This window comes from Bartonella birtlesii IBS 325, from assembly GCF_000273375.1.
In the GTDB taxonomy this organism is placed as follows: domain Bacteria; phylum Pseudomonadota; class Alphaproteobacteria; order Rhizobiales; family Rhizobiaceae; genus Bartonella; species Bartonella birtlesii.
Window position 1 is genome coordinate 512322 of sequence record NZ_CM001557.1, and the last position, 17005, is coordinate 529326.

Here is a 17005-nt window from a genome sequence, read left to right on the forward strand (position 1 = left end):
CTCAGTTCTCAGTTCTCAGTTCTCAGTTCTCAGTTCTCAGTTCTCAGTTCTCAGTTCTCAGTTCTCAGTTCTCAGTTCTCAGTTCTCAGTTCTCAGTTCCCAGTTCCCAGTTCCCAGTTCCCAGTTCAAATTGTATTTTCATTTGGATAAGGCATCTTTTGCCTTATTGATGAATAGGGGGATAGGATTCGAAAAATGACACAATAACCTTTGCTAATTTTTCTGCTACTTTCTGCTTACTCATATGCGGCCATTGTTCAATATTTCCTTTACTAACGAGATAAACTTGATTTGTATCAGCACCCATGACACTTGTGCCATCAGCATGAAGAGAAATATCATTTGCAAGAATGAAATCAGCACCCTTTTCGAGACATTTTTTTTGCGCATTAAAAATGAGGTCAGAAGTCTCTGCAGCGAATCCGATCACCAGTGGTGGGCGGTTTGCAGCATGTCCAATTGTTGCTAAAATGTCTGGGTTTGCGATCATAGGCAAAGATGGTGGTGTTTTATGAGCACTCTTTTTTATTTTTTGTAAAGATTGTGTTTGGCTACGCCAATCGCAAACGGCGGCGACAAAAATGGCACCATCAGCAGGCAATGCGGTTTGAACGGCTTGTAACATTTGTTGTGCTGTTTCAACATGAATAGTCTTTACAGCTGGTGGGTTAGCAAGATGAACAGGTCCACAAATAAGTGTCACTTTAGCACCTAAATGTGTGAGAGCTGTTGCAATAGCATGTCCTTGTTTGCCAGAAGAGCGGTTAGCAAGATAACGCACGGGATCAATTGGTTCATGGGTAGGGCCAGAAGTCACAATAAAATGGCGCCCAGAAAGTGGCTGTTCATGCACTCCTAGAAGAGCTTCTACTGCAGCAACAATGGTTAAGGGTTCACTCATACGTCCATATCCCGTTTCATCGCATTCAGCCATTTTACCAAATTCTGGTCCAACAATATGAATGCCATCTGTGCGCAATGTTGCAATATTGCGAAGGGTTGCTGGATGTGTCCACATCGCTGGATTCATAGCTGGTGCGATTAAGAGTGGACAGCGTGCTGCTAAAAGCACGCAATCAGCTAGATCATCTCCTATGCCATTGGCTATTTTAGCAATGCGATTGGCTGTAGCGGGCGCTAAAATAATAAGATCAGCATCACGTGCTAAACGGATATGTCCGATATCATGTTCTTCTGCGCGTGAAAATAAATCACTATATACAGTATGACCGCTGAGCGTTTCAGCTGCTAAAGGCGTAATAAATTTTTGCGCTGCTTTTGTCATAATAATATTTAAGCGTGCTCCACGTTCTTGTAAACGACGAATGAGATCAAGCGCTTTATAGGAAGCAATACTCCCACCAATAATGAGAAGCAGAGACTTTGATTGCAATGATTGCATTTCAATAATACTCGCTTGAGAAGAGGATATTGTTGGAGTGGTGAGATTGCTTAGAAGGCGGTGGACTTCTTCTTCCATAGAAATGCCATTTTTTGCGGCACGTATACGTAAAGCTTCCTTAATTTCAGAAGAGAGGTTGCGAATGGTAAGACTAGCCATAAAATATCTCAAAAAAATAAAATGATTGCGATGATTTCATCATTGATGTTTTTTAGCATATCGAGCAAATTAGAAAAGATGAAAAAGATAAAAAGTAAAACAAATACAACAAAATGCAATGATGAATAGGCTATAACGGCCATAACGGTTGGTACGACTTTGTTCAATAGCAAGTTTCTTAAGGGTGGTGGGAGAAAGATTAAATCCTGTTTCTCTGATTTGGTTAAAGTCTTCTTCTATACGTTGGAAATTTTGTATCAATTGTGGTGTTTTGCGAGCTAGAGAAAGGAGTGCTTGTGCTCCTTCACTAAAGTCTTTTGCTATTCCTATCGGTCCTAAATTTTTGCCAATCCATTCTCTAACGATGGGTTCAGAGGCTTTCCACATGTTAAAATGAGGGTCCAGTGTGCGTGCAACACCTTCAACGACAACCATAGTTTTTTGGAGAAGTAAAAGTTCAGGGCGTGTTTGCATATCAAACAATTCAGTGACTTCAAACAATAGTGTGAGCAATTTAGCCATGGAAATACTTTGCGCTGATTGCCCGTGGATTGGTTCACCAATGGCACGATTTGCTTGCGCAAAGCTTTCAATATTGTGGTGTGGAGGTACATATCCTGCTTCAAAATGCGCGCGTGCTACTCGGTGGTAATCACGGGTAATAAAACCATAAAGGATTTCAGCAAGGAAATGCTGTTCTTTTTTGCCAAGTCGTCCTGTAATTCCTAAATCGACAGCAACAATACATCCTTGAGAGTCTACAAATAAATTGCCAGGATGCATATCAGCATGAAAAAAACCATCACGCAATGTATGACGAAGAAAAGATTGAATGAGTGTAATAGCGAGTGCTTGCAAATCAAAACCTGCTTCTTTGAGAGCAGAAATTTCAGATATTCTTATACCATCAATCCATTCCATTGTGAGAGCATTGCGTCCTGTCCTTTCCCAATTAATTTTTGGTACCCGAAAACCTACATCATGTTGAATATTTTCAGCCATTTCTGATATGGCAGCTGCTTCTAACCGTAAGTCCATCTCAATTCGTGTGCTTTGTGCCAAAGTGTCAACCACACAAACAGGGCGCAGTCTCCGAGAAGCTGGTATATAACGTTCTTGTAAACGAGCAATGAGATAAAATCCTCTAAGGTCTTTGGCAAAACGGCTTCTGATATTGGGACGAATAACTTTAACAGCACATTTTTTTTTATGGCCATTCTCATCATAATATTCAGCGGGATGAACTTGGGCAATAGAGGCAGCAGCAATAGGTGGATAAAAATTTGCGAACAAATCACTAATAGAACGACCAAGCGAATTTTCAATTTGTGCAATAGCTTCAGAGCAAGAAAATGTTTGGACGCGATCTTGTAGCTGTACTAAATCTTCCGCAATATCACGTCCAACAATATCAGGCCTGGTAGCAAGAAATTGACCAAGTTTTATGTAAGAGGGTCCAAGCTTATTAATAGCATGAGAAATATTTTCAGATCGTCGTTTCTTTTTCGTTTTGCGTCGTGCTAGTCTTCTTGCTATACGATGACATAATGCTAGAAATCCTTGAAGATCATCATGGGGCAGAGCACTCAAAACACCTTCACGCGCTAAAACCCATCCTGCACGCATTAATTGAAAGTAAGTGGAAATTTGCACCATTTTTAAATTTTCCAACCTGAATGCAGTGCCGCGATAGCACCAGTAAGATTGCGGTATAATACCCGCGAAAAACCTGCATCATTGATCATATGGGCAAAATCATCTTGTTTAGGAAATTTACGAATAGATTCAACAAGATAACGATAAGCATCACCATCATTTGCAATGATTTTACCAAGCTTAGGGACAACATGGAAAGACCAAAGATCATAAATTTTGTCGAGCAAAGGCATCTCGACATTTGAAAATTCTAAACATAAAAACCGCCCTCCTGGTTTTAAAACACGAAAAGCTTCTTTAAGGGCTTTATCAATATGGGGCACATTACGGATTCCAAAAGCAATAGTATAAGCATCAAAACTTTGGTCTTCAAAAGGCAAGTGTTCAGCATTAGCTTCAACAAAATCAATTCGAGAAGCAAGACCATTTTTTTGCGCACGCTTTTTACCGACACTAAGCATTGAGCCATTAATATCAAGCACTGTAACATGGGCTTTTTGGCATGAGGCATTAAGAATGCGAAAAGCAATATCACCAGTACCACCAGCTACATCAAGAACCTTCCAATTGGCAATTGATGGAGGAGAAAGCCATGCAACCATAGAGTTTTTCCACACACGGTGCAGCCCTAATGATAAGATATCATTCATCTTATCATAATTTCCGGCAACAGAGTGAAATACACCATCAACCATGAACTGTTTTTGCGTTTCATCAACTCTTGTAAAGCCAAAAGAGTGCTCCATACCACCCTTGGCTCCTACACGATCTGTTTCAATTGCCATATACATGACCTTCCTTATTTTTTTATCGTAAATGAAAATAGAGAGAATGTTCAAATACGAAAAAACAACGCATAAAACCACGACGTTTATATAGCCAGAAACGAAAGAGTACCTTTAGATATCGAGATTGGCAACGTTTAAGGCATTATCTTGAATAAAAATTCGCCGAGGTTCCACTTCATCACCCATTAAACGAGAAAAGAGTGAATCCGCATCTGTTGCGTCGTTGATTTTAACTTGTAAAAGAGAGCGCGCATTAGGATCAAGCGTTGTTTCCCAAAGCTGTTCGGCATTCATTTCCCCCAGGCCTTTATAACGTTGGAGCGTAATGCCCTTTTTACCATTTGCAAAAATGCTTTCTAAAAGGCTCATGGGGCCAAAAATACGCTCTGATTTATCTTTGCGGTGTAAGAGAGGAGGAGGATTATATATTTCTATGAAATTTTTAGAAATGCGGTCAATTTGGCGTGCATCAGCTGAATTTATAAGTCCTGTATCGAGGGTAAGAATATCTTTAACGCCGCGTAAAACACGTTCAAAACATAAACTTCCATCTGGTGTATGCTGACCACTCCAACCGCGTTCTATATCATCAGCAATCAAATCAAGGCGTTGGGCGATGATATCGGCTGTTTTTTGCGCCTTTTCTGCTGTTGTTAAAGCTTCAGGATTATAAGCTCCAACAATCGCTGCTTGTTCAACAATATTACGATCATAACGGGTGTGAAGACCATTTAAAAGTTGCCGTAATACACGAGCATCTTTAGCAAGCTGATATAAATCAGCACCGGCACGAACTTCTCCTGTGGAGAGCTCTAGAGCTGTTTCTTCTAGCCCAGTATCGATTAAAAATTCTTCAAAGGCTGCTTCATTTTTAATATATTGGGAAGATTTGCCACGCGATACTTTATAGAGGGGAGGTTGCGCAATATACAGATGTCCACGTTCAATCAACTCGGGCATTTGTCTAAAAAAGAAAGTGAGCAGCAAGGTGCGAATATGGGCACCATCAACATCCGCATCTGTCATAATAATAATTTTATGATAACGTAATTTATCCGGTGAAAATTCATCTTTACCAATGGAGGTACCAAGGGCGGTGATAAGTGTTCCAATCATATCAGAGGAAAGCATGCGGTCAAATCGTGCTCGCTCAACATTAAGGATTTTACCACGCAGCGGCAAAATTGCTTGATTTTGACGAGAACGTCCACTTTTTGCTGATCCACCAGCAGAATCTCCCTCAACGATAAAGATTTCCGACTTTGCGGGATCACGTTCTTGGCAGTCGGCAAGTTTTCCCGGTAGAGAAGTGATATCAAGAGCGCCTTTTCGTCTTGTGAGTTCACGTGCTTTGCGTGCTGCCTCACGTGCTGTTGCAGCTTCTACGACCTTACTAATGAGTAGCTTGGCTTCATTAGGATGTTCTTCCAGCCATGTTGAAAGACCTTCATTGACCAAATTTTCAACAACAGGGCGTACTTCAGAAGAAACCAATTTGTCCTTTGTCTGTGAAGAAAATTTAGGGTCAGGAACTTTGACAGAAAGAATAGCTGTGAGACCTTCACGACAGTCATCACCGGTTAAGTTAACTTTTTCTTTTTTTGCAATGCCTGAAGATTCAGCATAACCATTAATTTGGCGCGTCAAAGCGCTCCGGAAACCTATCAAATGCGTTCCACCATCACGTTGCGGAATATTATTGGTAAAACATAAAACTTTCTCATGGTAGGAATCATTCCACCATAGAGCAACATCAACACTTATGCCGTCTTTTTCACTGGTGATGTAAATAGGGGTATCTAAGAGCGCTTTTTTTGTTTGATCAATATATTTGACAAACTCAATTAATCCACCTTCATAATGTAATTCAACGGATCGAATGTCAGCATGGCGTTCATCAACGAGAAGAATATGTATGCCAGAATTTAAGAAAGCGAGCTCTCGTAACCGGCGTTCCAACGTTTCAAAATCAAATTCAACCATTGTAAAGGTTTCAGAGCTTGGTAAAAAACTGACTTCTGTTCCACTTTCTCTATCGCAATCACCAACAATTTTTAGCGGAGAATCGGCAATTCCATGGGTAAATGACATTTCATGAATTTTACCATTACGTTTGATTTTCAATTTAAGCCAAACGGATAATGCATTCACAACAGAGACACCAACACCATGTAAGCCCCCTGAAACTTTATAAGAATTTTGATCAAATTTCCCACCAGCATGAAGCTGCGTCATGATAACTTCAGCTGCTGAAATGCCTTCTGTTGGATGGATATCTGTTGGAATTCCACGTCCATTATCACGAACAGAACAAGAACCATCAGCATGGAGCGTGACATTTACAAGAGTAGCATGACCGGCTAAAGCTTCGTCAATAGCATTATCTACAACCTCATAGACCATGTGGTGCAAGCCTGAACCATCATCTGTATCGCCGATATACATACCAGGACGTTTACGTACAGCATCAAGACCTTTGAGAACTTTGATAGAAGCGGCATCGTAGTCATTTCTAGAGATCGGTGAAGTTATTTCATCACTCATAAGATAATCCACTTCTGTATTCAATTTGCGATACCCCAAAAGCTTTTTTAAAGCTTAATATTTTGATCAGTTATTTACGGAATAACCATACTAAACATTTATCGTATATCAGATTTATATTCAACATCTGTTAGTAGATAATTAGAGAGAATGAATTTTGCACACAATGTTGTTACATGCAGAAAATTTTACATGCAGCAAATATAGGCAATTGATCTGTCAAAATTCACTCCATAGAGCATTAATATTTGTAGGAGATCGTTACCTGTATTTTACTATGATGCAAAGAATGAGGTATTTTTGCTTCATGTTGTTAGCAGGCAGAGGGTTGCAGTGAAATATTGGAGAATACCACAAAACATGAACGGAAAATTTGCATGCATTGATTGATAATAATAAATTTCTTGCATGTCAAAAGAGGCTGTATGTGGATAAAAAGGTTAAAGCGTCAAAAGATCTCTCATGAAGTATCTCAGTGAAAATTTTAATTTATTGGAGCGGATTTTTCAGTTCAATGCATTAAATATGATGGTTGAGCAGAGTTATCTTTTAACTTTGAAAATGGAGGGGGGTGAAGATTTTGAAAGTAAAAAAATCGATAAAGAGATTCAATGCTTTTATTAGAATTTTATTTGCAGTGTGGGGATTTTTGTTTTTCTCGTTTGCAGAAGCTGAAATGGTTGAAAAACTTCCTTCATTTTTCGCTTCGCATGAGCATTTTATGCAGCCTGATACAGCAGACATAATCCGTTTACGTTTTGTAACAACTTTTGATTTTCCCCCCTTTAATTTCTTTGACAAAACAGGAAAGCTTGCAGGCTATCATATCGACTTATTGCGTGCTATTTGCTCAAAGCTAAATCTTGAAAAACTCTGTGAGGTAGAAGTTGTTCCTTGGGAAGAGCTGGTAGATCATGTTAAGAATGGTGATGCAGAAGTCATTATTGCAGGTTTAAAAGAAACAATTAAAACTTATCAAGATCTTGTTTTTACAAGGTCGTATTTACGTTTTCCAGCGCGATTTGTTGCGTCTCAATTTATTGCCTCCCAATTTGTAAATATGGACGACTCAATAAGCAATAAACTAATACATTTAAAAAGTGGCGTTTTGTTTAAAACTGTTCATGAGAAGCTGTTTCGTAGTTATTTTCCGGAAGCAAAATATCAAGGGTTTAAAAATAGGGAAGAGCTCTATAAAGCGTTACAGAATCACAAAATTGATGTTATTTTTGATGATGGATTTGCTTTATCTTTATGGTTAAATGATCCAAAATCCGCCAATTGTTGCCATTTTGTTGGAGGAGCATATACGGCTCCACAGTTATTAGGTCCAGGAATGCAGCTTGCTGTTGCAAAAAAGAACGATAAATTGGTTGCTATACTCAATTATGCTCTCAAAGCTTTAGAAGATGATGGTAAGCTTACAGAACTTTATTTACGTTATTTTCCGATTAGTTTTTATTGATAAATATTTTCTTTAAGAAAGAGCAGTTAACCTTTCAGTACCCAACCGATAAGAAATAGCTTCTGCAAGATGATGGCGTGCAAGATGGTCTGCTTCATCGAGATCAGCAATGGTGCGTGCAACTTTGAGAATACGATGATAGGCGCGTGCAGAAAGGTGCATCTTTTCACTCACATCCCGTAAAAGTTTAGCGGCATTTTTATCAGGTATGGCAATTTTTTCGATAATTTTGGCAGGACAGTCACCGTTGGTGCGGATATGGTCAAGACCCAATGTTGTAAAACGTTTGACTTGAATAGCACGACAACGTGCAACGCGTTTTGCAACATTGCAGCTTTTTTCTGATTGTTCTGGTTGCATAAGGTCCATAGCTGTTAGCGCAGGGACATCAATCCGTAAATCAATTCTATCGAGCAGAGGACCAGAAATACGGGACTGATAATCGATTTGACAACGTATTCCTTTAGCACAAACATGGTTTTTTTCGCCAGCCATACCACATCGACAAGGGTTCATGGCAGCAATGAATTGGAAATGTGCGGGATAGCTGATATGGTGATTAGCCCGAGCAATAACACATTCTCCACTCTCTAAAGGTTGACGAAGGGAATCGAGAACTTGTGGAGAAAATTCAGGTAATTCATCAAGAAAGAGAATGCCATTATGTGCAAGTGAAACTTCTCCAGGTCGTCCTTTAAGTCCACCACCGATCATTGCGGCCATAGAAGCAGAATGATGGGGAGCGCGAAAAGGGCAGTGGAGTGAAAGAGTATTATGGATTGTTTCTCCTGTAATAGAAGCTATCAGAGAGACGTCCAAAAGCTCCCGGCTATCAAGGGGCGGTAAAATAGAAGGTAAGCGTTGTGCTAACATAGATTTTCCTGCGCCAGGAGGACCGACAAACAATAAGTTATGCCGTCCAGCAGCACAAACTTCTAATGCACGTTTAGCGGTTTTTTGTCCTTTAATTTCGCAAAGATCTGGCAATTCAGTTTGGATCGTATATTGGCGCGGTTGTGGACGTTTTTGAATTTGGGTTCCCTTAAAATGATTGACCATGGTGAGAAGAGTTTCGGGAGCAAGAATATTCATCTCTGCATTTGCCCATGCTGCTTCAGGTCCACATTGAGAGGGACAAATGAGTCCTTTATCGAGTGATAAAGCTGTCATTGCAGCTGGTAAAACTCCATTGACAGCAGTGAGTGAACCATCGAGTGACAATTCACCTAGAATGACGTAATCTTGTGCAACTTCTGGAGGAAGAATTCCCATAACAAGCATTAAGCCTACGGCGATGGGCAAATCATAATGTGATCCCTCTTTAGGCAGATCAGCTGGTGCAAGATTAATAGTAACGCGTTTGTTCGGCATAGAAAGCCCACAAGCATGAAAAGCTGCTTGCACACGCTCACGGCTTTCTGCGATTGCTTTATCTGCCAATCCAACAATAGCCATTCCTATTTTACCAGAGGAAATCATAACCTGTACATCAACAGGTACTGCTTCTAGACCGCGAAAAGCAACAGTTGTGACACGCGCGATCATTGGTTATTCCCCCCCTTTTTAATTCGAAAAAGACAATCATATTTGCACATAAAAATCAAGAAATATCTATATGGTTTTTTAGAGAGGGAGATCTATATACATGCGCAGATTTTGTAGTGCTCTTATGAAGGGGCATTTGCATAAATTTAACCATAATTATATGCGGCTAAATAAAACATTTATAATGAGTTAGATGAATATGGTAGGAAAAAAGGAGCGTGACTATTTTGTTACAAAACAGTGCGAGATTTTAAAATGTTCAAGGGGAGGGCAATGTTATGCATTGCAAACAAAACTGTTATTTTATGTGATCAAACATGTAAAATAGCCAGAGTAGGCATATTTATCTTTCTTGTTTGATGTTATTTATAGTACAAAGTGATGTAAAATCTATTGAAGGTATCTGATTTGATGGTATACCAGACGGGAGTTTTTTTAAATCAGGAACCATACGCAATGTATGTATAAGCTTGTGCTTTTTTTGTATTTTTCCTCAGCCACTTGCGGCATTTGAGTTATTTGGCATTCCTTTTTTCTCTCAAAAGAATACAAGTTCCTTTTCACATCATATCAGTGGTACAGAGAAATTTTATAAAGTTGATATAGTTACACCATTAGGAGCACCCTCAGAAGGTATTAAAATAGTCAAATCTGTTTCTTCTCTTGTTGCGGATAAAGATAAAGCATTTAGTTCTTCTGGTTTGTTAGCGAAAGCCCGTTCAGATTATCGGGCCATTCTTTCTGCTCTTTATGCTGATGGCCGCTATGGCGGTGTTATTAGTATCAAGATTAATGGTTTAGAAGCTGCTGATTTAAGTCCTGTAACACAGTTGCCAGCACAATCCAAAATTGTTATTACCATAGACGCCGGTCCACAATATGTTTTTAGTATTGCGGGTATCAATAAAGTTGCTCCATTCGTAAAATATAAAACCAATAGAATGCCAACAATTGAGAAATTAAATTATAAGATTGGGACCGTTGCCAAATCTGAAACCATTTTAAAAGCAGAAAGATGGGCGGTTGAAGGATGGCGTCGACAAGGATATGCTAAAGCTAAAGTTATAAAGAGTGAGGTTGTTGCTGATCATGCAGCACGTCTTATTGATGCGCAGATTGTAGTGGAACCTGGACAAGTAACTTATTACGGTCCCTTAACTGTGCGTAATGTTAGTAAGAAACCGCGCGTAGATTCAGATTACATTGCTTGGATGACAGGATTAAAGGTAGGTCAAAAATATGATTCTTATGCGCTAAACAAAGCAAATGAAAGACTTGCACGGCTTAATGTTTTTCGTGCTGTGAATATATATGAGGCAGATACGATTAACCCTGATGGCAGTTTACCGCTTACGCTTGTTGTAGAAGAACGCAAACCTCGCCGTTTTGGTGCAGGTGGTAGTTATTCAACATTAGATGGTGCCGGTTTTGAAGCTTATTGGATGCATAATAACCTTTTGGGCCATGCGGAGAACCTTAAGATTGAAACAAAAATCAGTGGTATTGGCAGCAACAAAGAAAAATCGTATAATCTGAAAAATTTTGATTACCTTCTTGGTGCCACATTTATAAAGCCTGGCATACTGACCCCTGATACAGACTTTAGGACAGAATTAAAAATGCAGCAAGATGTCCTAGAAAACTATACAATAAAAGCTATCAAAGGGAAGTTTGGTGTAACGCATATCTTTAATGGTCATCTATCGGGGCAGATTGCTATAGAAGTTTCTAATGGCTATTCACGCGATATCCATTTTGGAAGCCGTAATTTTACAACAATTGGCTTATCCAGTGGTTTGATTTACGATAGTCGTAATAATAAGTTTAATGCGACAAAAGGTTTGTATGGTGAAGTAATTGTTGAACCTTTTTATGAAATGCGCTTGAGCAATTTAGTGACAAAAATGACTGTAGAAGGTCGTTCTTATTGGGCATTGGATGAAAAGGATCGTTTTGTTTTTGCTGCACGAGCAAAGCTTGGTACAATTATTGGTAATAATACAGCACAACTTCCTTCTGATACGCTTTTTTTTGCTGGTGGTGGTGGGTCTGTTCGTGGTTACGCTTACCGCAATATTGGCATCAAAACAAAACATGATACTGTTATTGGTGGACGAACGCTTGTCGAAGGATCAGCAGAGTTACGTTTGTCTTTAAATGATAAGATAGGGCTTGTCAGTTTTGTCGATGGAGGTTTTGTAGGGGAGAAGACGCGTTTTGATTTTTCTCAAAAAATGAAATGGGGAGCAGGGTTTGGAGGTCGCTATATGACAGGTGTTGGGCCTTTACGCGTTGATTTAGCTTTTCCTCTTAAGCGAGAGAAAGGTGATCCTCGCATTGGTTTTTACGTAGGTATAGGACAAGCGTTTTAATGAAAAAAACTATGCGTTTAGGGATTGTTTTGTTTGGATTTTCCTGTTTTTTGCTAAGTGCTTTTGTTTTTGTACGAGAAGCCAATTCACTTTCTAGTCAAACGCAAAAGGATGATCATTCATGGTTTATCTCTCTTATTGAACGTGGACTTTCAACACCTAATCGCCAAGTGCGTTTACATAATGTGCAAGGGGTACTGTCTTCTCAAATGTCAATTGATACCATTACGGTGAGTGATAAAAAAGGTATTTGGTTGAAAATTATCAATGCCAAAATGGATTGGAATCGCCTCGCATTGTTAAGAGGGCGCATGAGTATTAACCAGCTTTCTGTAGAACAGATTACGTTTTTACGCAAACCACAAGGCGGTTTTTCTCTTATTTCTTTCCTTAAGGCAGGAAAAATTTCTTTACCCAAATTACCATTTGCCATTTCTATCAACACGCTTACAGCGCAACATGTGGCGTTTGAGAAAGCTCTTTTTGGTTTTTCGACTGATATGTCCTTAAAAGGGAATTTAACCTTAGCAAATGGTGACTTTAATATTGATATAGCAGCTCACCGTTTAGATGCGCAGGGATCTTTTTCTGTTTTAACGAAAATATCTGATAATAACCGTACAGCTAAAATTGATATTTCTGCTGATGAACCGCAAAATGGCATTTTGGTAAATATTTTTAAACTTGAAAAGCGTCCAGCATTAAGTCTCACTATTAAAGGAGATGGCACTTTTGATGATTTGATTGTCAAACTTTATTCGGAAATTGATCACCATGCTGTTTTAAATGGTAATATTGTTTTTGCAAACTTTGCAGAAGGACATAGTCTTTCTACAAAGCTGGTTGGTACATTTGGTCCTTTAATGCCTTCTCAATATCGTAATCTTTTCCAATCTGATGTAACGTTAAAAGCAGAGGCAAGGGTGACAAAAGAAGGTGTAACACATCTTGATCATATGGTACTTCAGAGTGAAACGATGAACGTTGTAGCCAATGCTGAAATAACAGCAAATGGATTTTTGCGACGGCTTTTTGTTGATGGAAAAATGGCTTTTGATAAAGAAAATGGAGTCACGCATTCCTTATCAGAAGCGCCAATACATGTGGATAATCTCGCTTTAAACATTGATTATGGTCGTGAAGGGAAACAATCTTGGAATGGACGACTTGTTATTCATCATGTGAGAGATGAAAATATTTATATTCGTGATGCGATTTTTGATATGGGGGGCGTAAGCGAAAATCTTGATAATGCAGCTTCTCGTCATGTTGGTATTCAGGTTAAGGGAATACTTAAAGGAGTTGAAAGACGTAAAAATACTTTGGCAGAAAATTTAAGCCAAACAGTTCATGTGCACCTAGATACGGATATTTTTTCTAAAAAACCAGTTTTGATTCATGATTTCAGTATTACGGGACAAGGTTTTTCTGCTTGGTTAAAAGGAAAAATGGAACACTTTATTTTTAAGGGCGATCTTGGTTTTAAAACACAAACACTTGCTCCTTTTAGCCGCTTGAGTAAACAACCATTCTCTGGTAGTGCAGATATTACAGCCAAAGGAACAATTGGTTTAATGAGTGGTGTTTTCGATCTTCAATTATCAGGAACAGTTGATGATATGAAAATAGGCATGAACCCTTTTGATCGTTTTTTCAAAGGAAATTTTACGTTTTCAGGTGGTGCTGCTTATAATACAACGGGTTTAATTCTGCATCGTTTGAATTTAAAAAGCCAATATGCAAATATAAAGGCTGATGGGTATTTTTCAAATGAGAGCGCTAAAATGGATTTCTATGCCCAAATATCTGATCTTTCTAGATTAGATCCCAGAATAAAAGGTGCCCTTACGATCCAAAGTACAGCTAGGGGACATAATAGCCTTATAAACCTTAACACACGCCTTCATGTTGCTGAAGCAGTTTTAACAGGAAAGAAGCTACAAAACACAACCCTTATAATGAAAACACTGATGGATAATACATCTCCAGTTACTTCTATAACGGGCTTTGTAAAGGGGGAAGGGACTCTTGCTAAGAAGCCTTTGTATTTATCTGCTTCTTTTGAGGATTCTGATAAGATTCGCAAACTTGAAAATATCGATATAAAAGGCGGAAATGCAAAAATAACCGGTAATCTTTTTCAAACGGAAGGTTTTGTTAAAGGTGCTTTGCATATTGATGCTGATGATATTTCAGAACTTTCTGCATTATTTTTGCAAGAAGGAAGTGGAAACGTAAAAGGAGATTTTGTTTTTGATGAACAAAATGGCAGACAAAAAGCTAGTTTAAAAGCACATGTTGACCGTTTAAGTTTTGCAAACAATAAGATTAAAAAGTTGGGAATTAAAGGAGATATCTTTAACTCTTTTGGCATGATACAGTTTGAAGGTTTTATTAATGCAGAGCATATTCAAACGCCTTTAATGATAATTAACCGTTTAAATGCTAAAGCCAATGGTAAGGGTGAACAAACGGTTTTTACGGTTCAAGCGGTATTACCTAATAATACAAATGCACAGCTTTCTGGCCGCATGACTGCGCTGGAGCTTCCAGAGGGTATAAAGCGAGAAGTGCAGATTGAAACCATAGATATTAAACAACACAATTTTCATGCGACATTGCCTAAAGCAGCTACGATTATTTTTGACAAAAAGGGAATGACAGTAAATGGATTAGGAGTTGCCATTAACGGAGGTCAAGTTATCTTCGCGGGAAATATTCACGATGGCCTTAATTTAAACCTTACAATGAAGGCATTTCCTGCTGCGTTGGTTAATCTTTGGAAATCTGATCTTGGAGCAGCCGGTACTGTAACAGGGCAAATCATGATTCGTGGTAATTTAGAAAGGCCTAATGTTACCTATGATATAAAAGGTGAGGGGCTGACAACCATTGCACTGCAAAACAAAGAAATAATGCCATTTGTGCTTACTGCTACAGGTAAAACGGTAGATCAATCTCTTACTTTAAACGCAAATTTAACAGGAGAAGGGGTAAGAGCACAAGTACAGGGGCATATGCCTTTAGATAAAAACAAGCTTGCTCTCCATGTTAATTTGCAAGATTTTCCTGCACGTTTTATTAATAGTTTTATTGAAGGGCAAGCCCTTGGAGGAACGATTGTAGGCAAAGTCGATATTGAGGGGACAATGAAAGATCCCTCTGCTCATTTTGAGCTTTCTAGTCAAAACTTAACTGTTATGAGCCATAAAGGACCGATGTTATTCAATATGAATACGCGTGGTTCTTATAGAAAATCAAATTTTCATATTGAAAAAATGGTAGCAACAGGAGACAAAGGGTTAGATCTTTCCATAAATGGCTCTGTTCCTTTACATGATTCAGGGGCAAAATTGAATGTTCAGGGCACCATGCCTCTTGGTTTTGTTGATCTCTTATTAGCAAAGCGTGGTGCGCATGTGATGGGTATGGCTAAAATTGATGCCACCCTTAATGGTAAATTAAGTAAGCCGCAATTGATAGGAAATTTATCTATATCCAACGGTAGCTTTTTTGATTCAAAGACAAATTTAGGATTGAATAATATAACACTTGAAGGCAAATTAGACGGCGATTATATTCTTATAGAGAAAGCTTCAGCTTCTTCGTCTGAAGGGGGGAGAGTTTCCGTTTCTGGCCGTATCTCCAATGATCTTCAGCCAGATTTAGTATTTTATCTTGACCGTGCTAATTATAATGATGGTTCTATGATTCTTGCAACATTATCAGGAAAGATGACAATGACGGGTCACTTTTTAGATAATCTTGTTATTGGTGGTGATATCACCGTTGAAAAGGCTGAGATTTTTGTTCCCGATCATTTTCGCAATGCAAAATTTCTTGATATTAAAAATAAGAATTTAACAAAATCGATTCAGAAAACACTTGAACGTGCTGATGTTAAAGATACCAACACGAGTCGTGGTATCTCTCAAGAATCTTCATCTGTTGTATTGTCAAATATGCGTATTACGGCGCACAATCAGTTTTTCGTACGTGGACGAGGGTTAGATGCTGAGTTGGGAGGACGTATTAATATAGCGGGCCCATTACATGATGTACATCCAGTTGGAGAATTTCAGATGATTCGGGGACGTTTTGATATTCTCTCACAGCGTTTTAATTTTGATCAAGGGCAAGCAAGTTTTAGCGGTAATCTTAATCCCACGGTTTATTTTGTGTCAAATAAGAATAGTGGTGATATTCGCGTCACTGTTACTGTAAGTGGAACGATTGATGATCTTAGCATTAATTTTTCTTCACAACCGAATTTACCGCAAGATGAGATTTTAGCACGTTTGATTTTTAATCGTTCTCTTAGTGAACTATCACCATTTCAGATTGCCCAGCTTGCGGCAGCCGCAGCTGATCTTGCAGGTGCTTCTAATACATCTTTATTAAACACCCTACGGGCTAAAATTGGTCTTGATGATCTTGATGTTATTGTTGATGAAAAGGGGAATACCGGCTTACGTATTGGACGCTATATACACAACAATGTTTATTTAGGTTTTGAAGCAGGATCGGACGGCAAGACAAAAGGAACAATTAATTTAGATATTTCGCGCAATCTCAAGGCTAAAGGCGCTATAGGAAATGAAAAAAATTCTAGTGTTGGTATATTTTATGAAAGAGATTATTAAAAATTAAAATTTTCAAATTTCAATTGCTTAAATTTTATATACTTAACTCTCTCGTTCAAAGAAAGATTGAAATATAGACTAAGAATTCCATAACAGAAGCAGCTATACTTGGAATATTTCGGTTTTTTTATTGACCGTATTGCTTTAATAAGGATCACATTCTTTATGAAAAATAACATATCATTGTACTTTTCATTCATATACTCATTTTACACTTCCTGTTATTCCCAAATCTATCTCACCAGAATTATCCATAAACAAATGTAAAATTTATTAGGCGTGAGTATTTTTTACGCTTATGGAAATACAACACGGCATCATAATTTTATTTTCTATATCTCAATGTTGTTATGGCTTTTGCATTGAAAAAGTTCATTTTTACTCTTTTCTTAAATGATTTTTTAATTTTTCAAAAGAAGGCTTCAATGAGA

Annotated in this window: 7 protein-coding genes and 1 pseudogene; 3 read left to right on the forward strand and 5 right to left on the reverse strand. The window is 38.4% G+C overall.

Going from position 1 to position 17005, the window contains the following annotated elements; all coding sequences use genetic code 11:
- Window positions 1-163: 163 nt before the first annotated feature.
- From coaBC to gyrB, 4 genes are all read right to left on the reverse strand, one after another.
- A complete protein-coding gene (coaBC, locus tag QWU_RS02680) occupies window positions 164-1561 on the reverse strand; it encodes a bifunctional phosphopantothenoylcysteine decarboxylase/phosphopantothenate--cysteine ligase CoaBC (protein ID WP_017196140.1) in 1398 nt (465 codons plus the stop codon).
- Window positions 1562-1630: 69 nt separating this feature from the next.
- The gene (gene ubiB / locus QWU_RS02685) at window positions 1631-3217 is read right to left on the reverse strand and encodes a 2-polyprenylphenol 6-hydroxylase (RefSeq protein WP_006589997.1); all 1587 of its coding nucleotides are present in this window, start codon (window positions 3215-3217) and stop codon (window positions 1631-1633) included.
- A gap of 2 nt (window positions 3218-3219) precedes the next feature.
- Window positions 3220-4002: a bifunctional demethylmenaquinone methyltransferase/2-methoxy-6-polyprenyl-1,4-benzoquinol methylase UbiE gene (gene ubiE, locus QWU_RS02690; protein ID WP_017196141.1), complete on the reverse strand. Its 783-nt coding sequence runs from the start codon at window positions 4000-4002 to the stop codon at window positions 3220-3222.
- A 114-nt stretch (window positions 4003-4116) separates the two neighbouring features.
- Window positions 4117-6549 (reverse strand): DNA topoisomerase (ATP-hydrolyzing) subunit B, encoded by a 2433-nt coding sequence (gene gyrB, locus QWU_RS02695; protein ID WP_026017276.1) that lies wholly within the window; start codon window positions 6547-6549, stop codon window positions 4117-4119.
- 580 nt (window positions 6550-7129) lie between these two features.
- Between gyrB and QWU_RS02705 the strand changes: the two genes are divergently transcribed.
- Window positions 7130-8014 carry a transporter substrate-binding domain-containing protein gene (locus QWU_RS02705; RefSeq protein WP_026017277.1) on the forward strand — a complete coding sequence of 295 codons (885 nt, stop codon included), beginning with the start codon at window positions 7130-7132 and terminating at the stop codon, window positions 8012-8014.
- A 12-nt stretch (window positions 8015-8026) separates the two neighbouring features.
- On the opposite strand, the gene QWU_RS02710 is transcribed toward QWU_RS02705, so the two are convergent.
- Entirely contained in the window at window positions 8027-9559 is a 1533-nt protein-coding gene (locus QWU_RS02710) for a YifB family Mg chelatase-like AAA ATPase (protein ID WP_017196144.1), read from the reverse strand.
- Window positions 9560-9970: 411 nt separating this feature from the next.
- Here QWU_RS02710 and QWU_RS08965 point away from each other — a divergent pair.
- Window positions 9971-11931, forward strand: a pseudogene (locus tag QWU_RS08965) (autotransporter assembly complex protein TamA).
- Window positions 11931-16574, forward strand: coding sequence for a translocation/assembly module TamB domain-containing protein (locus QWU_RS02720; RefSeq protein ID WP_006590005.1), 4644 nt, complete (start codon window positions 11931-11933; stop codon window positions 16572-16574). Before QWU_RS08965 ends, QWU_RS02720 begins: the two are co-directional and overlap by 1 nt.
- Window positions 16575-17005: the final 431 nt, after the last annotated feature.

What these genes read in the sequence shown, in the direction of transcription:
- QWU_RS02710 (WP_017196144.1), bottom strand. Translation starts at nt 9,559, where the DNA reads ATGATCGCGCGTGTCACAACTGTTGCTTTTCGCGGTCTAGAAGCAGTA.
- QWU_RS02720 (WP_006590005.1), top strand. Translation starts at nt 11,931, where the DNA reads ATGAAAAAAACTATGCGTTTAGGGATTGTTTTGTTTGGATTTTCCTGT.
- coaBC (WP_017196140.1), bottom strand. Translation starts at nt 1,561, where the DNA reads ATGGCTAGTCTTACCATTCGCAACCTCTCTTCTGAAATTAAGGAAGCT.
- ubiE (WP_017196141.1), bottom strand. Translation starts at nt 4,002, where the DNA reads ATGGCAATTGAAACAGATCGTGTAGGAGCCAAGGGTGGTATGGAGCAC.
- gyrB (WP_026017276.1), bottom strand. Translation starts at nt 6,549, where the DNA reads ATGAGTGATGAAATAACTTCACCGATCTCTAGAAATGACTACGATGCC.
- ubiB (WP_006589997.1), bottom strand. Translation starts at nt 3,217, where the DNA reads ATGGTGCAAATTTCCACTTACTTTCAATTAATGCGTGCAGGATGGGTT.